Origin of the sequence: Pacificibacter marinus, from assembly GCF_018860665.1 — a bacterium.
GTDB lineage: Bacteria > Pseudomonadota > Alphaproteobacteria > Rhodobacterales > Rhodobacteraceae > Celeribacter > Celeribacter marinus_A.
In genome coordinates this window covers 126,872-149,201 of sequence record NZ_JAHKPK010000028.1, presented here as the reverse complement: position 1 = coordinate 149,201, position 22,330 = coordinate 126,872, and the positions used below count along the sequence as shown (strand labels likewise).

The following is a 22,330-nucleotide window of genomic DNA, read 5'->3' as shown; positions in this document are numbered from 1 at the left end:
TGAGCTTTCGGCGCGTGAAACGTGAGGCTTGCATCGCGGACTGCGCCTCGCATAATGAAACCAGCCAAGTGCGCCAAACTTTTTATATGTTTAAGCGGTCTTTTGTTCCAAAATCCTGACGACGGACAATTCAGTGTTGAAAATTAGATCAGATACAACACGTCCTTTCTGGAGGGGGTGTTTCCCCTCAAAATTGCAGTTTTTGCTTAAGATCACGACGGCAAGTCTTTTCGTAACCTTTGGGGCTCAGTCGCAAACGGCTGATCTCGCTTTGAGAATACCACAGCCTTTTGGCAACACCGCTATCCCTTTGGTCGAAGGTGCTGAAGAGATTATTGTCGATGTTCCAAGTCCATTGCACCCAACGCGGTATCAACGTGGAATTTTGGGCGACTGGATTTATGTGATCTACCCAGATGGGGCAGCTCATGTGATGAGCAACGCTGGGCGACGTCGCAATCTGTTTGATGTCACATGCACCGAAGGTCTGTCATGTCTGATTTTGGGCGCAGATGGGGCCGAATTGACTATCTATGCAACGGGCGAGAAAAGGCCCGCTCCGCCGGATCCTACCAATGCGCAAGACGTGGCGCAATTTATCGCGCGATGGATGCTAGCCGAGACTGGGTCTCATGGGGCCACACAGCTTGATAGCCTCGTATCAGATGAGACGAGTGAGCAGGGGCAAGCGGATGTTGGACCTGTCACTTTGACGCCAGAAACCGCCGTTGATGCGCTGGTAACGCAGGAGGCTGGTGATGTCTCTAGTGTTGAGGAAATTGCAGAGGCTCAAAATCTTGAGGATTTGGTCGAGGTAGATGAGCCTGCTCCAGAGTCTTTGGATGCGTTAAATGCGTCCTGTCCCGATCTTGCGGCCTTTGTTCCTGATGACTGTCATCAGTCAGTAGAGCTTATTGTATTGCCCTCGCCACTTAGACCCGCAGCTCAACGCGAGGCGGTGGTGCGACCGCAGACTGGCGCTAGTACAGATTCTCAATCGCCAGTCGAGCCGGTTCAAGAGACGGCTCAACAAACCTTTTGGGAACGGCTTGATTTGGCCTGTGCGATAACGGGGACCACAAGCCTGCAAGATGCGTCTGGGGCGGGAACTTTGCAGTTTGCAAAACCGCGTGCAAGCTTGGGATGTAGTACCAAATTGACGCCTAGATTGTCCTTTCGCTTTGCCTTGGTCGGCTATGCGAATTCAAGCGACAAGGCCACATCTGATCCAGATTTCACCTATGCTTTTAATTATCAGGTCAGCGATAAAATCAATGTAGGATACAGTAATTATTCGGCTCAGTTTAACGGGCCCAATGGCAATTTTTTCGATGGATTGAAAGATGGGAACTTGCGCGCAAGTTACAAACTTCCGGTGATCGAACTGCCATTTGATAAAAAACTGCCTTGCACCGCCAGCATAGGATTTCCCAATCCTGCGAATGAAAGTCTAAACTTTTCCTGTGGCTATGCCGTGAATGATCGGCTTCGTATCGGTGGGACGGCCTATCTATACGCGCCGGGTGTGCAAACTTCGTATCAGCCAGACTTTAGTTACACCGCCAGCTACAAAATCGCTGATGATTGGTCGGTGTCATATAGCAATTATAGCAACAACAGATGGGCATGGAATCGGGGCGACGCGCCGGGGCCAGGCATTCTGGGTGGCAATTTATCTGTTACTTATAAGTTCAAATTTTAGTTCTATATCATGACTTTAGTATCGCGTTGAGTTGACCAATTTCGTCTGAGAGCTCTTGCGCAATTTCGAGTATCGTCGCCTTTGACGTCTCTGATGAGTGGTGCTCAATACGTTTTGCGAGTTCGGCCATGCTTTCGAATCCCATCGCAAGGCATGCGCCTTTGACTGAATGCCCTTGTTTTGAGGCGGCATCTATATCGCCGGATTCTGCTGCGGCGATTAAGAGGTCCAGCCTTTGGTTGCAATCTGTCACAAATTTGTCCGCTAGATCGATGAGCCCGTCAGCGGAGAAGATGCTTAACAGGTTTTCGCCGACACTTGTGTCCATCATCGCCAGCAGCTGATCTTCGACAGAGGCGGTTTGATCCTCAGGCGAGGGCGTCTCTTGCGCGGATGCAGTGTTGGACGTGAGGCCGAGGGTGGCTTCTAAAGCGGATTTCAATTCGTCATAAGGAATAGGCTTAGACAAGATACGCGTGATGCCGACTTCTTTTGCCTCGGCCTCGATCGCATCTGCAACATGGGCTGTTAACGCAAGGATTGGAGGCACAGAGTCTTTCGGCCATTTGGCAAAAATTTGACGTGTGGCTTCGATCCCATCCATCTCCGGCATGGCAATATCCATTAAGATAAGATCGTATTTTCCTGGCGCGAATTTCTCGACGGCGATCCGGCCATTCTCGGCCATATCAGCGGACACATCCATGCGTTGTGCGTAAGCGAGAAGCATTTTTTGGTTGATGATATTGTCTTCGGCAATCAGGACGTGTTTGCCAGTGATGGAAGGGGGCGGCGTTGCCGACTGTGCATCCGAATCCTGACTGGGACGGGACGGTGAGGCGCTGACGACAGTGACGGCCAGCTCTATCCAAAACGTTGATCCAGCCCCTTGTTTGCTCTCAACGCCGACGCGACCGCCCAGCCCGTCCATGATACGTTTGCAAATCGCGAGGCCCAATCCTGTGCCCTGTGCCGCGACGGTTAATGGATTGGCGACCTGAGAAAAGTCTTTGAAGAGATCGTTGAATTTTTCAGGCGGTATACCGACGCCAAAATCTTCGACTTCACAACGCAGCAGGGCGCCTTGAGCATGTGGCGTGGCTGTCGCGCGCACGATGATTGGTCCGTCAGTTGAATACCGAAGTGCGTTGCTTATTAAATTAGATATGACTTGCCGAATGCGTGTCGCATCGCTCAAGAATAGCTGCGGAACACTGTCGTCGATTTGAAGCGTGATGGTGCGGGCTGTGCCTTTGCCATGTGACGTGTACAGCATTGATATGCTTTTCGCCAAGGCGCGAATATCAACGTTCTCTTCCTCGAAAACAAAGACGCCTGCTTCCATCTTTGAAAAGTCGAGCACATCATTGACGATCCGGCTCAATCCGGTGCCAGCAGCTTTGGCGTAGTTCAATAGCTCTAGTTTTTCAGCGTCTACCTCATCCATTTCCAGCAGATCAATCATCCCCAAAAGCCCGCCCAAAGGTGTCCGTATTTCATGGCTCATAGTGGCGATGAATCTGCTGCGCGCAACTGATGCGGCCTCAGCGCGTTCCAATGCTTGAACAAGCTCTGCTGTCCGTGTTGCGACGGCTTCGGTCAATTGCTGTGAATGTGCATTTAGGGCCGTGTTTGCCTCGAACAGTTCACGGCTCTTGCGTTCCAGCAGTTTTTCAGCTTCGGCGCGCGCCGCGCATTCACGGTTATATCTGCTGCGTGAAACGCGGGTATCGTCGGAAGAGCTCATTTCAGATAATACCTTATGATTGCAGAGTAATCTCAAAATTTGTGACTGTTGGTTTGGCAAGATTGACTTGGCTTGTGATGCCGCCCTTTTCGTCAAAATGTGCGAGTGCTGCTTCAATCATTCCGTGGCAAAAAGCCCCTAGAGGACGTGGAGAGTCATAGACCATCATCATTTGGTTCGGGGTTGTACGCTCTGTCGTAAAGGTGGGCAGCTCTGCCTCGGGGTAGAGCTTTCGAACTTCGACATGGATTTCACTTTCGATGGAATCCAGCAATGAAAATGCGTCTTTTTTGTCTGCAAAAAACTGCGGATAATGTTCAACGAAATGAGTCAACATCCAATGTCCGAACATCTTTTGCAGTGTCTCGGCGTCAATTCCTGAATGTTCGCTAAAGGCGACAACGATTTTGACCAATTCCGAACAGGGATAATTTCCCACTGTGGTAAACGCCCCATCATTTTCAAGATCGGCCTTGTCTAACACCTCATCTACAGTGTCTTCGCCAAAGGCATTTTCTGCCATTTTGATCAATTCAACAAAGATCGTGCCTTTCATGGATCCGTCCTTTCATCACGTCTGTTAAGACATTTCAGCAAATGCACATTCGTATGTACTTTACGTGGTTTGCCTGTGTCCTTTGCCTTAGTCAGTCCTAGCTGGCCCAGTAAGGCAAGGATAAAATTGTGAATATTTAAGAAAGACCGCCGAAATTCTGTGCAGAGGCAAAAATAAAATATTCTATTTATGTTTTCCTGTGACGCGTGGACCTGCGCGCTTATCCTAAGAAAAGTTGCATTATTTTGCCGTGATGTCGTGCGTATTTTGACATTTTTTAGCGCGATAAGATCAATTAGGGGTGCATCTTTAAGTTGTTTGTGTGTCCTTTTCGGTTAAGGATGATAGCAATGAAGCAACGTGGTACGCGATGTGATATTTAACATCGACTGGTTCGGGTTTGGAAAAGCAAGTGACCTGAATTTTTTGTTTGCTTTTGATTTGAACTGTTGGCCTGCTAGAATGGAGGCTTGAGTGATATGGAAATGCCCTTAGACATTATCGTCGCCGAGGATAACTTGGTTCAGCGCACCTATCTGGCTCGGATGATTGCGCATTTAGGCCATACTGCTCTCGTTGCAGAGGATGGGATTGAGGCCTTGAAATTGGTGCAAACCTCTGGCGCTCAAATTTTAATCACCGATTTTGATATGCCAAAGATGAATGGTTTGGAGCTGACCCATGCAGTGCGTGGTTTGAATTTGGACCATTATGTTCACATCATTATGCTGACAGGCAGTGGGCAAAGCGAAACCAGTGCCGAAGCATTGGATACGGGTGTCGATGATTTCCTGACGAAAGATAATGACCCCTCACGCTTGAAAGCGCGTATCCATGTTGCCTCTCGTCTTGTGCATCATGCGAGAGAGCAGCAAAATCAGCACCGCATCTTGAAAGAAATCAACAGCCGTATCCAAGAAGACCTGAAAGCGGCTGCTGATGCGCAAAGGCAGCTTTTGCCTGCCATTCACCGCGACATTGGCGGCATTCATGTTTCCTCGGCTTTCGTGCCCTCTGCGATGGTGTCCGGCGATATGTTCGGGTGCTTTGCTTTGCCACAAAATAAGCTGGGCCTTTATGCCGTGGACGTGTCTGGTCACGGCATTCACGCCTCGCTTTTATCGGTTGCCATCGGGCATCTGATAACACCTGAATTCTTTTGTAATGCTGCATGCGGTAAAGACGGGAAACCCGACCCTGCTGGTTTGGTGTCCAATCTCAATCAACGGTTTAGCGCCGCTGACAATGACGACTATTTCACGATGTTTTGTGCGATCATCGACACGGACACAGGCCATATGGATTTTTGTCAGGCGGGATATCCGTCGCCCACCTATGTTGATGCGACGGGGCAAGCGACCTTAGTGGGGGAAGGCGGATTTCCCGTGGGAATGTTTTCTCACTTTTCGTATGAGAACGATGTCTTTGCCTTCGAAGAAGGGGGCTTGCTGGTTTTATGTTCAGATGCCGCTGGCGAAGCTGAAAACGAACATGGCGTGCCGTTTGGACGCGGCATGTTATGTTCCGTCATCGAGCAAAATCACCAAAGCGATACCGATGCATTGCCAGACATAATTGTTCAAGATTTGACAGAGTGGCGCGGTGGCCGCGCATTGGAAGATGACTTAACTGTGGTCGCCCTAAAAAGGATAAATTCATGATACATACGTCAAAGTATCCCCCGCATATTGTTGTTGTGCGCCCAGGTGTGGAACGCCTAACAGCCATTAATTCAAAGGCCTTTAAGGAAGAGGTCATTGCGTTGATTGAAGGCGGAGCGTCGCAACTTGTGATCGATTTTAAGGAGGTTTCTTTTCTGGATTCATCAGGATTGGGTGCATTGACAGGTGTGCTCAAACGGATTGGCCATAGAGGAGATTTGGTGGTCTGCGGATTGAACAACGATGTCACCCAAATGTTTAAAATTTGTCGGATGGATCGAGTGTTTAAAAGTTACTCAGATGTTGATGCTGCGGTGCAGGCCATGAGTGAAAGTCTGTGAGCGCATTGACTTTTCATATGCAGAACCAACTCGAAGCGGTCGATCCGATGGTTTTGGCGTTGAAAAGTCATTTGCAAGACAAAGTGGCTGATGAAGTGCTCATGCGATTTGACATCTGTATGAGCGAAGCCTTGGCGAACTTGGTGCTGCACGCAAAAACTGAGCAAAAAGATGCGCCAATCGACCTGATGTTGGATTTCGACGGGGAGCTGTTAATCGTTGATGTTTTTGACCCTGATGGGACCGCGGCATTTGATATTCGCAAGCAAGCGCGCGCGTTGTCTGATGTGGATGTCATGGCCGAAAGTGGTCGGGGACTAGGGCTGATTTTAGAATGTGCTGACGGGGTCGAATATGGTCCTGTGCAAAATCGTAGGCGTCTGAGTTTGAAGTTTCAGGCGCGAAATTAAAAATCGGGTTGAACGTACCCGAAAATAAATTTTCATCCAGAACGGAGCATGCGAATGAAAAGTGAATCCTTTTTGAAGACGGCCTGGGCCGGCGCATGTGCCGCCGTTGTATTAGCATTTCCAACCTCATCGGGGGCTCAGTCTGAAACGGCTGTTCAACCGCGATCCATGACAATTGACAACGTGTCCATCAACGGGACTGAGTACAACAGTGTCACGATCCGTTCAGAAACACCCCTCATTCTTGATTTCGATGGGATGAACGCTGGTCAGTGCGCGCATGAAGAAGGGGATATCTCCCGACCGCATTTTGGGCGGTCAGGCCTTTTGACAGACCGTGAATTTAAGATGGCAAAAATTGCATGGTCTTATTTCGAAAAACGGTTTCAGTCAGAAACGGGGCTTGTGAATGCTGTTGGCTCTTATCCGTCAACAACGATGTGGGACACGGCTTCTTATATCAGTGCGCTGGTCGCAGCACGCGAGCTTTGTATCATTGATAAGCGCGAATTCGACACGCGCGCCACGAAGCTATTAAACACGCTGCGCAACCTTGATTTATACAATAAGGAAGCCCCCAACAAAGTGTATAACACTGAAACCGGGGCAAAAGTTAACTACGCGAATGAAGCTGGCGAGGTCGGTATGTCCGCGTTGGATATCGGGCGGTTGTTGGTTTGGCTTCGCATTCTCAAAGAGCGCAATCCTTATCTTGCAAACAGTGTAGATAACGTTCCAATGCGTTGGAATTTTTGCAATTTGGTCAACGAAGATGGCAGCATGTTTGGCGCCTTCAAGCGAGGAGATGGGTCTGCGCAATACGTGCAAGAAGGCCGGTTGGGCTATGAAGAATACGCCGCCAAAGGCTTTGCTCTTTGGGGTTTCGATGTTGATAAAGCCATGTCACCTGAGCCGCTTGCCTATACCACGATTTACGATGTGAAAGTGCCCTATGACGGTCGTGATCCACGTGTTTTCAAAAACCAAAACTATGTTTTAACCGAAGGGTATATCCTTGACGGACTGGAAATGGGTTGGGATTTGCCCTCTGACAAGTCCTATGACGGACTGACCGCTAGCCATGGCTGGCGAGCTGAGTTTGCGAACCGCATTTATCTGGTTCAACAACGTCGTTACGAACAAACGGGTATCATCACAGCGCGGTCTGAACATCAGGTCAACGGAAAACCCTACTTTGTATATGACTCGATTTTCGCGGATGGCTATGCGTGGAACACATTAGACCCGACAGGGGAATATCAACCTGACCGCGCAGCGATTGCTGCCAAGGCCGCGGTGGGTCTATGGGCGCTTTGGGATACGGATTATACCGATCTTTTGTTTGAAAGTGTCGCTGATCTTTATGATCCTGAAGCGGGGTTTTACGAAGGGCTGTATGAGAATGGCAACGGCTATATCCCACTGCAAACGGCCAACAACAATGGCATCATCCTCGCGGCTTTGCTTTATAAGGTACAAGGGCCAATCTTGCAGCAAATCAACACATCTGCGCAATTCTGGGACACGGCCTATGCTGGAACAGGCTTGCGTGACAATAAGTGTCATCCGCGCTTGATGGAAGAAGTCGTGCCGTGCTGTGCTTGCGAGAACCCAACCCAACTCGATCCGGTTATCCCGTTGGAAGAATTCTTGTATTGCCGCGCCGTGCCGACAACAGGAGAGACAGCAGCAACCGAGTGTCAGCCTGAAAAACATAACCTTGCGCCGCCGACACCACGTAAAGTTTTGGCCAGTTCCTGTCCAATTCCGGGGGGGAATTGAGCATGAGCGCAGCAGGCAAGCCGAGACTGGTTTGGTTTGATGCAAACCGCGTGTTTGCCGCAATGGGCGTGGTTTTGATCCACTCTTCAACAGATTTTGCAGGCCAACCTTTCGCCAAAGTGGAGGCATCAGAGCGTTTGATTCCCGTTGTGTTACGTTCGCTTGGTGAATTTTCGGGCTCTGAAATGTTCTTTTTGTTCTCGCTGTTCCTAATGGCGATGCGGGTCGATAAGAAAATGCCGAGCTATTCCAGCGCCATCGGCATGCAGGCCAAGCGGTTGCTGGTCCCGTTTACATTTTGGGTGGTTTTCTACGCATTTTTTAGACTGCTCAAAGCCGATGCTTTTAACTATGCGCCCTATATGTGGGATCAGATTTCCGACATCAAAAATTGGTTTGGTTACTTTCTTCTTGGCAAAGTTCAGTACCACATGCACTTCCTGCCAACACTCTTTGCGCTCTTTTTGTTCTACCCGTTCATGCGAGGCGCGACCCGTTACCCAATACTTGGGCTGACCTTATTCGTGACGCTGGGCATCATGAACAACACCCAAGGGTTTATCTGGGGGCTCGGGCTTGAGGCCGAAGTGCGTGACTACATAATTCGTGCGATCAAAATTTTAGGCTATGTCGGCTATGGCTTGGCGGCGTTCGCACTTTATGGGCTTTGGAATGACGGCATTCCACGGGGTGAATCACGCTTGCTGCGCCGTGGTGGGTTTTACTTTGCGGCCCTTGCTTATGTGGCGACGATCCCGTTCTTTGCTTATGCCGTACAAAACGGCGCATGGGGCGTGCGCAGTGGTTGGGATTTTTATGGCCACTTTCTCATGCCTATCTGTATTTTCCTGATTTTTCTGGGCGGGCAATATCGGGACTGGTCACCGCTGTGGTCTAAATATGCCAAATATTCATTCGGTATTTACCTTGTTCATCCGGCGGTTATTGATCTGTTCGATATTGCGCTGTTCAAATCAGGCACAGCTGACATGTTGTCGCCTGCAGCATTGGTTTTGTTGCGGTTCGCTGTGGCGCTGCCGATGTCGTTTTTCGTAAGCTTGGGGATTTCAAAGATCGGGCTACTTGCCTGGACCATTGGTCTTGGACCGACGCCATGGGAAGCGCGTAAATCAAAAGGGGCGGGCGCATGATGACGGACGACTATTTCCTTAAATTCGAAGACCGCGTACCGCCACCGCCTTTGCCCTATTCGGCGGGGCGTGAAAGTCTTTGGCAGTTCTTAGCAACTGTGGCCTTGGTCGTAGGCGGCTGGTACATCTGGTGGCGCTGGACAGGATCGTTAAACCCTGACGCCATGTGGTTTGCCGTACCTTTGGTATTGGCTGAAACCTGCGCCTATTTTGGAATGTTGTTATTCGTCTTTAATCTGTGGAAAGACGAACCGATCAAAATCGAAACACCGCCTGAGGTTTTGGGGGATGTCACGCAGAACCATCCCGAAAGTGACCGTCCGATTGCGGTCGATGTGATGTTTGCCACCTATGATGAAGACCCCGAGTTGGTGCGCCTTGGTATTCAAGACGCGAAACGGATGACCTATCCTCATCCAATCGATGTGCGCATACATATTCTCGATGATGGGCGCCGCCCCGACATGCGGCGCGTGACCGAAGAAGAGGGCGCAAATTACATTTCACGTACGACAAACGAAGGGTTCAAGGCAGGAAATTTACGCAACGCAATGGACGAAACCCATGGTGATTTTCTTGTGATTTGCGACGCTGACACACGACCCTTTCCGACGCTTTTGGAACACACGCTGGGCTATTTTCGTGATCCTAAAATGGCATGGGTTCAAACGCCGCAATGGTTCTATGACCTGCCTGAAGGCGAACGCTTACCAGAAAAGTTGACGCAAAAATTTGGGGCTCGTGGGGGCGCATTCGGGCGTGTGGTTGAGAAAGTTATCGGACCTGTGACTGTTGGGGATGATCCGTTCGTGAATGACCCAAAGATGTTTTACGACATAATTCAACGTCGCCGAAATTGGGTGAATGCATCGTTTTGCTGTGGCGCGGGGTCGATCCACCGCCGTGAGGCCGTGATGGAGGCGGCGCTGCGCAGCTTTGGTCAAAAAGTCGAAGAACGCACTTGGGCAGTCGAGGAGACCATCACTGTATCCAGCAAAGAACGCGAAGTTGCGCCTGAGTTGATGCAAGCGATTAAAACTGAGGCGGCTGCGACTGAGGTTCTGACCCCTTATAAATTTCATGTTTCAGAAGATATTTACACATCTATCGTATTGCATTCCGATCATGAACGCGGCTGGAAGTCCAAAATGCACCCGATTGTGGAAAGCAAAATGTTGTCGCCTCAGGACCTCGTGACTTGGACGGTTCAGCGATTTAAATATGCAGGCGGCAGCCTTGATATCTTGGTCAATGACAATCCCTTGTTTCGCAAGGGGCTAAGTTTGCCTCAGCGTTTGATGTATGCGACGACATTTTATTCCTACCTTGCGCCGCTTTGGAACGTTATCTTCCTTTTCGCGCCTGTCCTGTATCTTTTGACGGGGCTTTCCCCGGTGTCGGCGTATTCGACAGATTTCTTTTTGCATCTCATTCCATTTCTGGTCACGCTTGAACTTGCGATCATGGTGGGAACGTGGGGTGTCGATGGTTATCCAGCTAAGGCCAGTTATCTGTCGTTCTTTCCTTTAGGGCTGAGAGCCATCTGGACCATCGCGAGGGGCGAAAAGATTTCGTTCAAGGTCACACCCAAGGCGCGTCAAGCGGGCACATTTTTAGCTCTTGTACGTCCTCAAATCGCGGTTGTCGTCCTTACGATCTTAGGTGTTCTTTGGGCGATAGGGGCTTTGGTTTTGGGGGGCACCTCGCATTCGGCGAGCGGGGTTTTGGCCAATACCCTTTGGGGGCTGAACAATTGCATTGCTATGGCAGGAATCATCGCGGCGGCCATGTGGCAGCCTGCTGAAAAAGAAGAAGGGCAATCAAAATGAGTTTTCGTGAAAACTTAATAAAGGCAAGAAGCCACATCATCTTTCTGGGGGCCCTAGCCGTTGGTCTAGTCATGGTCATAGGATTGGAAAATATAATTGAGAAAAACACTGACACACAGGCCATGAAATTGAAGCCCGACTTAGATCCTGCCGTAGAATCAACAGATGCCTCCCCTATGGCAGCCTTTGATGACATCACGCCCTTGTCACTCGCGATTGTGGGGGAAACGTCACAGGCTGACCTCGCTTACGCCCAGATTGCTTGGCGTTATTTTGAAAACAACACGCATCCTGAAACGGGGCTTGTGAACTCAGCCGATAAATACCCTTCCACCACGATGTGGGAAACAGGGTCGTATTTTGTGGCCGTCATTTCAGCGAACCTGTTGGGGCTTATAGATGAGCAAGAGGCAAAGTCGCGCCTCTCTCTGGCTTTGGATACGCTGACCAAAATGCGGCTGTTTGACGATATTTTGCCCAATAAAGCTTACAATGTGCAAACGGCGGAACTGGTCAATTACGCCAATAAACCTGTGGAACGCGGGCTGGGCTGGTCTGCTTTGGATATCGCGCGATTGGTCGGAACTTTAGCTCAGATCACGCAGCATTATCCTGAACTCGCTCCACAGGTGAACGCGCTCTTAGATCATTGGGATCTGTCTCAGATGGTTGAAGACGGCCAGCTGATTGGTGGGAATTTGTCAGACGACACGTTGCGTCGAGATCAAGAGGGTCGCGTGGGCTACGGGCAATATGCGGCCAAGGCGATGATGCTTTTTGGCTTTGATATGTATCGCGCTTATGATGCGGAAGAACATCTCATGATCAAAGACGTCTCGGGGCAGCCGATCCCCGTAGATGATCGACTTCATCGCAACGTCACACCTGCTTTTGTTGTGAGCGAACCCTATGTGTTCGACGGCTTGGAATTTGGCTTTGATGCACGGTCGCATCGTTTTGCGACTGCGATCTATAAGGCACAGGAAGCGCGCTACACTGAGACTGGAATTTTGACAGCAGTCAGTGAATCCCATCTCGATGAAGCACCATATTTTGTCTATTCCTCGGTCTGGGGCGGGGGGGCGCCTTGGGCTGTTATGACCTTCCAAGGTGATCGACTGGATAGCAAACGCACAGTGACAACCAAGACTGCTTTTGCATGGTATGCGTTGTTTGGAACGGAATATGCGAAAGAATTGGTGACGACCCTTGCGCCACTGGGTGATCCCGATCGTGGCTGGCCGGAAGGTCTTTATGAAGCGGATGGATCGACCAATGGATCTGTAACCACAAATACGAATGCTGTCGTCCTTGCTGCATTGGCATTCCGTGCATTTGGGCCGTTGATCCGGAGCGCGCAGTGAAACAGATAGCACCATCCATTTTGTGCGCCCTATTGTTACAAATCCAGCCCGTGATGGCAGAAACATGCGTGGGGCCTGCGATGGATAGGGCTTTCCCTGGTGCCACATCGGTTGAAACACGGCATGTTGATGTCCCGTCCCCAAATTTTCCGGGCCTTTGGCAAGAAGGATTTATCTTCGGGTATTTCTACCAAATTTTTGCCAACGATGAGGCCGTATTGGCTGAATCGAAATCAGCGCCAGATTGGTCTATCGCCATCACATGTGTGGATGAAGTCTGCCATCGTGATGTTGCAGGCACTCCAAATGAAGGCACCGCCAACATAGCTGACCTACTCGCATCCTGTTTGCGCGATCCAAATTTGTCGACAGAAGCCGTTGAACAAAAACTCTCGCTCTCTGAACGGGCCGTAAACACGGAAGGGCAAACCCATGCGTTGACGCAGCCGCTTTTGGCCTCAAGTGTGGAAGATAAACCCGAAGCCATTGAACAGGAGGCCGCTGCGAATGAGGCCGCCGAGAATGAGGCTGTGCAACCCCAAGGTAAGGACATAGAAATTGCAGCCGCAGAGCCTTGCGGACTTGCTGCACTTCCTGAGGGAACACCTGGCATTACGGTGCAACGGTTACTGACGCTCGCGGGGGCGAACCCCGGGCCAATTGATGGCATTATTGGGGGCATGACCCGCGCGGCCATAAGCGAGGTTTTGGGCGAACCTCAAGAAACCTTAGACTTGCCTCAAGTGATCTCTGAATTAAATGCTCTTTTGTGTCGATAAAGCCATCGCGCTCTTTATCCGATGATAAGCTTGCGATGACCCTGTTCTGCTAGCACGGGGACGATTGCACAGTCGTTGGCGACAGGCGCGTCCCTTGGAGTTCAGTCGATGGGGAGTTCTATTATGATCCTAACCGCGCCCGTGCTGATATCCGTTGCGGTTTGCAATCTTGTTCTGGCATGAGAGCGGTGGACCCCAATCCGTTTTATCCTGCCATTAGGCCTGTTGTTCCGCGCCGCCAATAGGCAGCGGCAAGTGTCTGGTCCCGGCTGAGGCCCAGATCCTGACGCCAATGCGTCCGCAAACGGCGGGCTGCGGCATCTTCGGCGGCAAACCAGCCAAAGCAATCCAGATCATTACGCCATGTCTCGGCGATTAAGCGGTCTGATAAGGCCAAGCTGGTGCCTGCAGGCGCGTCGCGGCGAAACAACCATTCCACATCGATTTTCGTGCGATTTTCTATCGCCTGAACATCAGCTTGTGTGGCGACCTCTATACATGCCAGTCCGGTTGCTGTCTCGGGCAGTATTTCCAATAGTCTGGCAAGCGCGGGCAGGCCCGTTTCATCTGCTCCGATAATATAATGTTGAGCATTGCGATTTATTGGCCGCCCAAGTGGGCCAAACATTCCAACCTGATCGCCAGGTTTCGCGGACAAAGCCCAAGCTGATCCCGCACCAGTGGTCCCATGCGTGACCACATCGATGTCAACCCAAGAGGCAACAGTATCAATGGCACGGATTGTATAGACCCGCGATATGGGCTTTCGGTCTGGATCCGGCCATTTCGTCAATCCGTCAGGGCCTGCCACGGGCCAGACAGGGTTCGGCACGGCAAGGCAAGGCAGTAACAGTCGCACATGCATATTCCCGAATTCTTCGAACCTGCTCAGGTCTGAGCCATGCAATCGCACACGTTTTATGCGTGCGTTCAAATCGGTGACCTTTTCAACGACCATCAATCGAAAGGGGGCGAGCTCAGGATCATGCGCATGATCGCCAGTCCAAACAATCTGTGGGGCATCAATCTTAGCATAAAGCTTAAAGGCCGTGGCGAGCAGATCCTTGATGCGGGCCAAACCCGTTGCATCAGCGGCTCCACCCTCAATCATAATATGATCATTGCGTTCCGAAATAGACAGCCAGCCGAACGCCCAAGACAAGCGAAACTCTGTTTCGTTCCGCGTTTCGACTTTGGCCCGAAAGCTTTCTAATCGACTGCGTATTTTTTCTTTGTAGGTTGCATATTGCGGCAATACCAGACGACAAGCACAGTGTAATGGATATGTCATCTCAACCTCTGCATGGCGTGTTGACTGCAAAATGCTGGGCGTGCGGCGCCAACACATGCGGCGCGGCGCTTGAAATATATAAACGGGGTAAATGAGATTTAGCCATGGCGCGCCCTTATGCCTGACCATTGTCAGGAGTGATCTTGAATATTTTCAGAATCGCGGGCTTTGTTGAGAGCTGGCTTTCCCTATAATCCAAATTCCTATTAAAAGAGTCAACTTCATATGGCGGGTTTGCTATGTCTCCTTCGAAAAGACAATTGAAGCAGACCGCTCATTGGCATCCATTCGTCGCCAAAGAGGTCGTTTGAGGGGCTTTGCCTTGAAAAGAGCGTTTCGAACTGAGAGCCGCCTGTCACTTGTCGCACAAGCTTTCAGAAAACGGGATGCACTGGGAAATTTTCACACCCGTACAAAGCACGTTGACGGCGCAATTCGAGTTTTCTCAGAGAAAAATGCGGTGCCTGATAGGGGCGGCACCGCCTTGCTGCTACGGCCTAAGATCTGATGCGATGTTCTGTTTGCGCATCGAAATAGTAGAGATCGGCCTCGGACAGTATTACACCGATTTGATCGCCGAATTTTGGCAAATCAAGAGAGCGTTCTTCAAAAACAAGCCGTTCGCCGCCTGCGGTGAAAGCATGCACATAGGTGATGCCGCCGAGCATTTCGACGACTTCAACGCGCAGGCCTGTGCCATTGCGGTCCAGTGTTAGATTTTCAGGGCGCAAGCCAATGGTGATCTCATCAAGCGTGACGGCAGATCTAGGGGCGGCAAAGCTGAGACCGGGCAGGGCATCTGCGGTGATCTGCCCGTCTTTGATCACACCTTTGACGAAATTCATCGACGGAGAGCCGATAAAGCCCGCGACGAATTTATTGCTGGGGTTGGTGTAGAGCTCCATAGGCGAGCCGACCTGTTCGACGTGGCCCGCGCGCAGGACGACGATTTTATCAGCCAATGTCATGGCTTCCACTTGGTCATGGGTGACGTAGATCATCGTCGCGCCGATTTCTTGGTGCAAGCGCGCGATTTCGACCCGCATATCCACCCGCAACTCGGCATCTAGGTTAGACAGCGGCTCATCAAACAAGAACACATCAGGATCGCGCACCAAAGCGCGGCCAATGGCGACACGTTGACGTTGCCCGCCTGACAAGGCCGCGGGTTTGCGGTCCATGTAATCTTCAAGTTTAAGAATGTCCGCGACACCATCAACTTTGGATTTGATTGTCGCTTTGTCGATGCCATTCATCCTGAGGCCAAAGCCCATGTTTTCGCGCACGGTCATATGGGGGTAGAGCGCATAGGTTTGAAACACCATGGCAATCCCGCGATCGGCAGCATCCACATGGGTGACGTTGCGCCCGCCGATGATCACATTACCGCCATTGGTTTCCTCTAGCCCTGCGATCATCCGCAGCAAGGTGGATTTGCCACAACCCGAGGGGCCAACGAAGACGCAGAATTCGCCTGGCTCGATCTCAAGATCCACCCCATGAATGACTTGCATCGCCCCATAGCGTTTGATCGCTTTTTCAAGTTTAACCCCTGACATCTTAGCCTCCCAGCTTTGGCAGCATCCACGCGGCCGCACTTGCGCCGATCTGTTGTGCCGTATTTTGTAAATCGGTTTTGTAACGTTCTAGGTCTTGCAATGAGGCGCGCTCGGTCGAGCTGGTGATCGAAATCGCGCCGTAAAGTTCGCCTTGGGGGCCCAAAACAGGCACGGCGATACAAATAATGCTCGGTTCGTGTTCCTCAACGTCAAAGGACACGCCGCGGTGCTTGATCGCGTCAAGCTCGATGTTGAAATCGGCCGCATTGGTGAAGGTGTTCGGCGTGTAGCTATAAAAACTTTGTTGGGCGACATGTCTGTCGCGTGCGGCCGCATTCAGATGCGCCAGCATGGCTTTGCCTACGCCGGTGCAATAGGCAGGGCCGATTTTGCCCGCGTTTGAAAACATCTCAATGGGTTTGCGCGCATTGCGTTTGTCCAAGTACAGCGTCTGCGCGTTGTCCAGTTTGGCCAAGTGAATCGTCTCGCCTGTGGCATTGGATAGAGCATCCAAAAAAGGCGCAGCTATGGGGGCGAGGGATGCATTTTTCCAAGCGGAATGCGCCAAGCGGATCAGGCGCGAGCCGATGGTGTAATGGCCGCTGTCCTCGTTATGGCTGAGCATCTCTTGGCTCACCAGTGTTTGTAATAAACGATAGGTTGAGGGTTTGGGGAAGGGGCTTTGCTTCAAGATATCATTGAATCTGACAGGCGCTTGGAAGCTCTCAACAATGTCGAGCAGGGCCAGCGCTTTGCCAACGGTTCCGTCTTTGATGTCTGCCTCTGCGGTCATGCTGTCTTCCTAATTTACGATTGACTCATTACCGCAACCATGTCTAGATATCAATACTTAAAACAAAGTTTCAAATAATGAAACCTATTTGTTTGACTGATATATGGTTTTCAGGGAGGAAAGCATGATGACATTTAAAACGACTATGACAGGCCTGTGCGCGAGCGCATTGATGGCTGGTGCGGCGGGCGCAGGGGATCTTGTGATCAACTTTGACGATCCGGGCCCCGCACCAAAGGCGGCTTTTGAAGCAGCCGTTGCAGCCTTTGAAGCGGCAAATCCAGATGTGAATGTGACGGCGAACATCAATGACCGCGAAGCGCATAAAACAGCGATCCGCAACTTTTTGTCCGCAGATGCGCCTGACATCACAGCTTGGTACCCGGGCAACCGTATGGCGCCTTTCGTAGATGCGGGCCTGTTCGAAGACATTTCTGATCTGTGGGCCTCTGACCCGAACCTGTCCACAAGCTTTGAGGCGATCAAGCCAACGATGAGCCGCGACGGCAAGCAGTGGGGTGTGCCTTATTCATACTACCAATGGGGGGTGTATTTCCGCGCTGATATCTTTGCTGACAACGGTATCGAAAAACCCGCCACATGGGACGAAATGCTTGGCGCTTGTGACACGCTCAAAGCGGCTGGCGTGACTCCTTTTACCATCGGCACCAAATACCTTTGGACCGCTGCAGGCGTGTTCGATTACTTGAACCTGCGCACAAACGGCTATGAGGTACACAACGCGCTGACCGCTGGCGAGATTGCATATACAGATGACCGCATTCGCGCGACATTCGCCAATTGGAACACGATGCTTGAGCGCTGTAGCTTTGTCGACAATCACGCGACCATGTCTTGGCAGGACGCGCTTGCGCCCTTCGCACAGGGCGAAGCGGGCATGTATGTGATGGGCAACTTTGCTGTGGCTGCGATGAAAGATGCGGGGCTGACGGACGATCAAATCGGTTTCTTCCAGTTTCCAGAAATCACACCCGGCCTGCCACGCGCAGAAGAAGCACCTGCAGACGCTTTGTTCATCCCATCGGGTGCAAAGAACAAAGAAGATGCGCGCAAGTTCCTTGCCTTTATCGCGCAGCCTGACATTCAAGGTGCGTGGAACAAAGAGATCGGTCAATTGCCGCCAAACTCCAAAGCCGAAATCAACTTGGATGACAAATTCATCGTTCAAGGCTTTGAAACAGTGTCCACAGCCTCTGGTCTTGCACAATTCTATGACCGCGATGCGCCAGCTGAAATGGCGAAAGGTGGCATGGAAGGGTTCCAAGAGTTCATGCTGAAGCCTGAGCGCCTGGATGCGATCTTGAACCGTTTGGATAAAATCCAAGAGCGCGTTTACAAGTAATCCTCCTGCGCCGATCGCCGCTTTTGCGTGGCGGTCGGCGTGTTCTGCGTTGTTCGACGCGGTCCCAAACCACACCCGCTTTACATGTGCTTGCCCAAAAGGAATGTCCCATGCCCGATACCGCTTTGCCGAACCGCAGCTGGCTGCGCGCCAACCGTCAACGTGTTGCGCCTTGGGTCTTTTTGGCGCCTGCCATCTTATTCTTTGCCATTTATGTAATCGCGCCAATATTCCAATCGATGTGGTTTTCCTTCTACGCTTGGGACGGGCTTGGTGAAAAAGAATGGGTGGGCATGGCCAATTATGTCGAGCTGTTTGACGATGACCGTTTCTACACCTCTTTGAAAAACAACATCATATGGTTGGTACTGTACCTTTTGGCGGTGCCAGCGGGACTTATGGTGGCATTGTTTCTCAATCAAAATATCGCGGGTATGCGGTTTTACAAATCGATGTTCTTCTTTCCGTTTGTGTTCTCGCAAGTGGTTGTTGGTTTGATTTTTACATGGTTTTACAACCCCAGCTTTGGCATCGTCGGCAAAGTGTGGGAATTCTTCGGTGCCTCTGCGCCCTCGATCCTTGGGGATGAACGCTTTGTCACCTACGGTATTATTTTCGCAGGGCTTTGGCCGCAGATTGCTTATTGCATGATTTTATACCTCACTGGTCTCAACAATGTGTCGTCGGATCAGATCGAAGCGGGACGTCTTGATGGGGCGCGTGGCTTTCGGATGCTGCGCCATGTGATCTTGCCGCAGCTTTGGCCTGCGACGTTTCTGGCCATCGTGGTGACCGTGATCGGCGCGTTGCGCTCATTCGATATGATCGCGATCATGACCCAAGGCGGCCCTTACGGCACATCCAATGTGCTGTCCTATTTCATGTTTGAACAAGCGCTGTCGGAATACGGTTTCCGTATGGGCTATGGCTCTGCCATCGCGGTGATCTTGTTCTTTATTATGCTTATATTTATCAGCTACTTCCTGTGGGTGATGTACCAAGACGAAAAGAGGTAACATCATGTTTCCAGCCCCCATTGAAAGCAAATCCATCGCCCGTCAACGCCTGTATAAAATCATGGTGCCGTTGGTGTTGTTCGTCTGGCTTTTGCCATTGATCGCTGTCTTTATGACCTCGATCCGCCCCGTATCTGATATCAATTCAGGCAATGTTTTTGGATGGCCAAGCCAGTTCCAAATGTTGGAAAACTACGCGGCAGTGTTCCAGCGCTCGCAAGCTTTGATGTATTTCTGGAATTCGATCAAGATCACTGTGCCAACGGTCATGATCTCGGTAAGTTTGGCCTGTCTTGCGGGCTATGCGCTGTCGATCTACCGCTTTCGCGGCTCGTTGACGTTGTTTTTCATCTTTGTGGCAGGCAATTTTGTGCCGTTTCAAATCTTGATGGTGCCGGTGCGCAATCTGTCTGTTAGCGCAGGTCTTTACGATACGGTCACGGGCTTGGTGTTGTTTCATGCGGCGTTTCAAACGGGGTTTTGCACGCTGTTCATGCGCAATTTCATCAAGGCCTTGCCGTTTGATTTGATTGAAAGCGCGCGGATCGAAGGTATCGGCGAGTTCAAAATATTCTGGCATATCGTTTTGCCGCTGGTGCGCCCCGCTGTGGCAGCCCTGAGCGTCTTGGTGTTCACATTCGTGTGGAACGACTTTTTCTGGGCCACTGTACTGACCCAAGGCGAGGCGTCAAAGCCGATCACCGCGGGCGTGCGGGCACTCAACGGACAGTTTGTATCGCAGTGGCACTTGGTTTCGGCCGCGTCCTTGCTGGCCGCCGTGCCCCCCGTGGCTTTGTTTTTCTTGATGCAGCGCCACTTTATTTCAGGCCTCACACTCGGAGCCGTCAAATGACTCAAACCTGGCGCATTGATACCGCTGAACAGACGCTCGTTTTGGCCGCACGTGACGCCAGATTGGCGCAGGTCGTCTATTGGGGGCCTGCGCTGGCGGCGGACACGGATTTGAATATGCTCGCGCAAGCAAGTGCGCTGGATGTGGCCGCTGGCATGTTGGATGACCATCCCGAACTGTCGATCTGTCCTGAGGCCTCGCAAAGTTTTCCGGGGCAGGTGGGGCTTGTGGTGTTTGACGCCACTGGCGCGCAGATCCATCCCAAGTTTCGCTATGCCTGTGAGGATCAAGACGGCGCAGCCCTGCGCTTGTCCTATACGGATGAAACCCATGGCCTAACATATACTGCGACATTCGAGGCTTGCTGTGACACCAATATAATCGTGGCGCAGGCCTCTTTGACCGCACAAACACCCGTGCGCTTGCACTGGCTGGCCGCCCCTGTGATGCCAGCCTCGCAAGCCGCCACCCATATGATTGACTATGCAGGCCGTTGGTGCGGTGAGTTTCAAGAGGTCAAAACATCGTGGACTGCGGGCATTCGTCTGCGCGAAAACCCGACGGGGCGCACAGGACATGAGCATTTCCCCGCGCTTGTGGTGCCTGAACTGGAGGGCACATATGCACGCGGTGGCGCGCATGCGTTTCATTATGGTTGGTCCGGCGGGCATCGTATGATCGCAGAAGAACTGCCAGACGGGCGCCGTCAAGTGCAGTTCGGTGCCGCGACAGGCATCGAAAAAACGGCCGATACATCCTTTCAGACAGCGCCGCTTTACCTGACCTATTCCGAGAAGGGCATCAATGGATGCGCAGTGGCGTTTCAACGCCACGCCCGCAAGCATATTGTCACATTCCCCGATCCAGATCGTCCGCGTCCTGTGCATTACAATTGTTGGGAAGCCGTCTATTTCGACCACAACCTGCCCGAGTTGCAAGAGATCGCCACCCGTGCGGCCGCTTTGGGCGCTGAGCGGTTTGTTCTGGACGATGGTTGGTTTGGCACACGTGATGACGACACCCGCGCCCTGTCCGAATGGACAGTTGATGCGCGCAAATACCCCGATGGTTTGACGCCTTTGATTGATCACATCCATGCCCAAGGGATGAGCTTTGGTATTTGGTTCGAGCCCGAAATGATCAACCCTGTATCCACAGTATATGACGCGCATCCTGAGTGGGCATTGGGCGATCGGGATCAAATTTTGGGACGCAATCAGATGGTGCTCAACATGGCGCTGCCTGAGGTGCGTGGCTTTTTGTTTGACCGTATCGCTGCGATCTTGCGCGCATATGATGTGGATTACATCAAATGGGATCACAACCGCGTTCTACCGCAACCCGATGCCGCGCAAACGCGTGGGACGTATCAGTTGCTTGATCAGTTGCGTGCAGAGTTTCCGCATGTGGAAATTGAAAGCTGCGCCTCTGGCGGTGGTCGGATTGACTTTGGCATTTTGCAGCGCACTCAAAGGGTTTGGCTTTCTGACAGCAATGATGCGCTGGAACGGGCGCGCATTCAACATGGCGCATCGATGTTTTTGCCCGCCAGTGTGACCGGCAGCCATGTTGGCCCACGACATTGTCATACCTCGGGGCGGGTGCACAGCATGGCGTTTCGCGGCTGGATTGCAGCACAGCGCCACATGGGGTTTGAAATGGACCCGCGTGAGTTGACGGATGAGGAAGCGAAAACACTGACCGAAATCACCGTTTGGTGGAAAGCCGAACGTGCTTGGCTGATGCAGGCCGATATTTTGCGCCTAGATCGTCTTGATCCGTCAATCTTGGCCGAGATGCATTTGGCGCAAGATGCACAAACATTCGTCGTCTTTGCCAATAAAATTGACAGCTCAAAGCAAATCTTGCCACGGCCATTACGTTTGACGGGGCTGGATGCGGATGCGCTCTATCATATCACGTTAGAAAACCGCGATGAGCAGAGCCACTTGTCGCGCGGGCCAGCGGTTTTGAAGCTGCACGACGTGACATTGAGCGGACAATATTTGATGCATCACGGCCTTAATTTGCCGTGGAGCTTTCCAAATCAGACATGGGTGATCAAGGGCTTGCGGCAATCGTAATGCCAGCGTTTGAAATCGCTTGGACTTGAGATCTAACACACACAAGATG

18 protein-coding genes are annotated in these 22,330 nt (G+C 51.5%); 13 read left to right on the top strand and 5 right to left on the bottom strand.

The genetic code is table 11. The features are described from left to right. Positions 1–271: 271 nt before the first annotated feature. Positions 272–1,702: a hypothetical protein gene (locus KO497_RS09690; RefSeq protein WP_215943764.1), complete on the top strand. Its 1,431-nt coding sequence runs from the start codon at positions 272–274 to the stop codon at positions 1,700–1,702. Positions 1,703–1,709: 7 nt separating this feature from the next. Here KO497_RS09690 and KO497_RS09685 read toward each other — a convergent pair whose 3' ends face one another. Then, on the bottom strand, positions 1,710–3,449 hold the full coding sequence (locus KO497_RS09685; protein ID WP_215943763.1) for an ATP-binding protein: 1,740 nt from the start codon (positions 3,447–3,449) through the stop codon (positions 1,710–1,712). A 13-nt stretch (positions 3,450–3,462) separates the two neighbouring features. After that, positions 3,463–4,005 carry a heme NO-binding domain-containing protein gene (locus KO497_RS09680; RefSeq protein WP_215943762.1) on the bottom strand — a complete coding sequence of 181 codons (543 nt, stop codon included), beginning with the start codon at positions 4,003–4,005 and terminating at the stop codon, positions 3,463–3,465. Positions 4,006–4,484: 479 nt separating this feature from the next. On the opposite strand from KO497_RS09680, the gene KO497_RS09675 reads away from it, so the two are divergent. The 8 genes from KO497_RS09675 to KO497_RS09640 all read left to right on the top strand — a co-directional run bounded on the left by KO497_RS09675 (position 4,485) and on the right by KO497_RS09640 (position 13,322). After that, entirely contained in the window at positions 4,485–5,666 is a 1,182-nt protein-coding gene (locus tag KO497_RS09675; RefSeq protein WP_215943761.1) for a PP2C family protein-serine/threonine phosphatase, read from the top strand. Further along, positions 5,663–6,007, top strand: coding sequence for an STAS domain-containing protein (locus KO497_RS09670; RefSeq protein ID WP_215943760.1), 345 nt, complete (start codon positions 5,663–5,665; stop codon positions 6,005–6,007). Before KO497_RS09675 ends, KO497_RS09670 begins: the two co-directional genes overlap by 4 nt. A gap of 17 nt (positions 6,008–6,024) precedes the next feature. Further along, complete coding sequence (locus KO497_RS09665; protein ID WP_215943759.1) at positions 6,025–6,417, top strand: ATP-binding protein; 393 nt, start codon at positions 6,025–6,027, stop codon at positions 6,415–6,417. A 168-nt stretch (positions 6,418–6,585) separates the two neighbouring features. Further along, positions 6,586–8,199 carry a DUF3131 domain-containing protein gene (locus KO497_RS09660; protein ID WP_252729600.1) on the top strand — a complete coding sequence of 538 codons (1,614 nt, stop codon included), beginning with the start codon at positions 6,586–6,588 and terminating at the stop codon, positions 8,197–8,199. A gap of 2 nt (positions 8,200–8,201) precedes the next feature. Continuing rightward, positions 8,202–9,350 carry an acyltransferase gene (locus KO497_RS09655; protein WP_215943757.1) on the top strand — a complete coding sequence of 383 codons (1,149 nt, stop codon included), beginning with the start codon at positions 8,202–8,204 and terminating at the stop codon, positions 9,348–9,350. After that, on the top strand, positions 9,347–11,179 hold the full coding sequence (locus tag KO497_RS09650; protein ID WP_252729599.1) for a glycosyltransferase family 2 protein: 1,833 nt from the start codon (positions 9,347–9,349) through the stop codon (positions 11,177–11,179). The genes KO497_RS09655 and KO497_RS09650 overlap by 4 nt, the downstream gene beginning before the upstream one ends. Then, the gene (locus tag KO497_RS09645) at positions 11,176–12,543 is read left to right on the top strand and encodes a DUF3131 domain-containing protein (RefSeq protein ID WP_215943756.1); all 1,368 of its coding nucleotides are present in this window, start codon (positions 11,176–11,178) and stop codon (positions 12,541–12,543) included. Before KO497_RS09650 ends, KO497_RS09645 begins: the two co-directional genes overlap by 4 nt. Then, complete coding sequence (locus KO497_RS09640) at positions 12,540–13,322, top strand: peptidoglycan-binding domain-containing protein (protein WP_215943755.1); 783 nt, start codon at positions 12,540–12,542, stop codon at positions 13,320–13,322. The genes KO497_RS09645 and KO497_RS09640 overlap by 4 nt, the downstream gene beginning before the upstream one ends. A 205-nt stretch (positions 13,323–13,527) precedes the next feature. On the opposite strand, the gene KO497_RS09635 is transcribed toward KO497_RS09640, so the two are convergent. From KO497_RS09635 to KO497_RS09625, 3 genes are all read right to left on the bottom strand, one after another. Beyond that, positions 13,528–14,613 (bottom strand): siderophore-interacting protein, encoded by a 1,086-nt coding sequence (locus KO497_RS09635; RefSeq protein WP_215943754.1) that lies wholly within the window; start codon positions 14,611–14,613, stop codon positions 13,528–13,530. A 497-nt stretch (positions 14,614–15,110) separates the two neighbouring features. Beyond that, positions 15,111–16,172, bottom strand: a complete 1,062-nt coding sequence (locus KO497_RS09630) for an ABC transporter ATP-binding protein (protein ID WP_215943753.1) — start codon at positions 16,170–16,172, stop codon at positions 15,111–15,113. 1 nt (position 16,173) lies between these two features. Further along, entirely contained in the window at positions 16,174–16,965 is a 792-nt protein-coding gene (locus KO497_RS09625; RefSeq protein WP_215943752.1) for an IclR family transcriptional regulator, read from the bottom strand. A 124-nt stretch (positions 16,966–17,089) separates the two neighbouring features. Here KO497_RS09625 and KO497_RS09620 point away from each other — a divergent pair, with 124 nt between their 5' ends. From KO497_RS09620 to KO497_RS09605, 4 genes are all read left to right on the top strand, one after another. Beyond that, a complete protein-coding gene (locus tag KO497_RS09620) occupies positions 17,090–18,328 on the top strand; it encodes an ABC transporter substrate-binding protein (protein ID WP_215943751.1) in 1,239 nt (412 codons plus the stop codon). A gap of 110 nt (positions 18,329–18,438) precedes the next feature. Continuing rightward, complete coding sequence (locus KO497_RS09615; RefSeq protein ID WP_215943750.1) at positions 18,439–19,344, top strand: carbohydrate ABC transporter permease; 906 nt, start codon at positions 18,439–18,441, stop codon at positions 19,342–19,344. A gap of 4 nt (positions 19,345–19,348) precedes the next feature. Beyond that, on the top strand, positions 19,349–20,197 hold the full coding sequence (locus tag KO497_RS09610) for a carbohydrate ABC transporter permease (RefSeq protein WP_215943749.1): 849 nt from the start codon (positions 19,349–19,351) through the stop codon (positions 20,195–20,197). Continuing rightward, positions 20,194–22,281 carry an alpha-galactosidase gene (locus tag KO497_RS09605; protein ID WP_215943748.1) on the top strand — a complete coding sequence of 696 codons (2,088 nt, stop codon included), beginning with the start codon at positions 20,194–20,196 and terminating at the stop codon, positions 22,279–22,281. Before KO497_RS09610 ends, KO497_RS09605 begins: the two co-directional genes overlap by 4 nt. The last annotated feature ends 49 nt before the right edge of the window (positions 22,282–22,330 follow it).

Bases quoted from the DNA above. Each gene is read 5' to 3' on its own strand.
- KO497_RS09685 (WP_215943763.1), bottom strand. From the start codon at position 3,449: ATGAGCTCTTCCGACGATACCCGCGTTTCACGCAGCAGATATAACCGT.
- KO497_RS09680 (WP_215943762.1), bottom strand. From the start codon at position 4,005: ATGAAAGGCACGATCTTTGTTGAATTGATCAAAATGGCAGAAAATGCC.
- KO497_RS09675 (WP_215943761.1), top strand. From the start codon at position 4,485: ATGGAAATGCCCTTAGACATTATCGTCGCCGAGGATAACTTGGTTCAG.
- KO497_RS09670 (WP_215943760.1), top strand. From the start codon at position 5,663: ATGATACATACGTCAAAGTATCCCCCGCATATTGTTGTTGTGCGCCCA.
- KO497_RS09665 (WP_215943759.1), top strand. From the start codon at position 6,025: ATGCAGAACCAACTCGAAGCGGTCGATCCGATGGTTTTGGCGTTGAAA.
- KO497_RS09660 (WP_252729600.1), top strand. From the start codon at position 6,586: ATGACAATTGACAACGTGTCCATCAACGGGACTGAGTACAACAGTGTC.
- KO497_RS09655 (WP_215943757.1), top strand. From the start codon at position 8,202: ATGAGCGCAGCAGGCAAGCCGAGACTGGTTTGGTTTGATGCAAACCGC.
- KO497_RS09650 (WP_252729599.1), top strand. From the start codon at position 9,347: ATGATGACGGACGACTATTTCCTTAAATTCGAAGACCGCGTACCGCCA.
- KO497_RS09645 (WP_215943756.1), top strand. From the start codon at position 11,176: ATGAGTTTTCGTGAAAACTTAATAAAGGCAAGAAGCCACATCATCTTT.
- KO497_RS09635 (WP_215943754.1), bottom strand. From the start codon at position 14,613: ATGACATATCCATTACACTGTGCTTGTCGTCTGGTATTGCCGCAATAT.
- KO497_RS09630 (WP_215943753.1), bottom strand. From the start codon at position 16,172: ATGTCAGGGGTTAAACTTGAAAAAGCGATCAAACGCTATGGGGCGATG.
- KO497_RS09625 (WP_215943752.1), bottom strand. From the start codon at position 16,965: ATGACCGCAGAGGCAGACATCAAAGACGGAACCGTTGGCAAAGCGCTG.
- KO497_RS09620 (WP_215943751.1), top strand. From the start codon at position 17,090: ATGATGACATTTAAAACGACTATGACAGGCCTGTGCGCGAGCGCATTG.
- KO497_RS09615 (WP_215943750.1), top strand. From the start codon at position 18,439: ATGCCCGATACCGCTTTGCCGAACCGCAGCTGGCTGCGCGCCAACCGT.
- KO497_RS09610 (WP_215943749.1), top strand. From the start codon at position 19,349: ATGTTTCCAGCCCCCATTGAAAGCAAATCCATCGCCCGTCAACGCCTG.
- KO497_RS09605 (WP_215943748.1), top strand. From the start codon at position 20,194: ATGACTCAAACCTGGCGCATTGATACCGCTGAACAGACGCTCGTTTTG.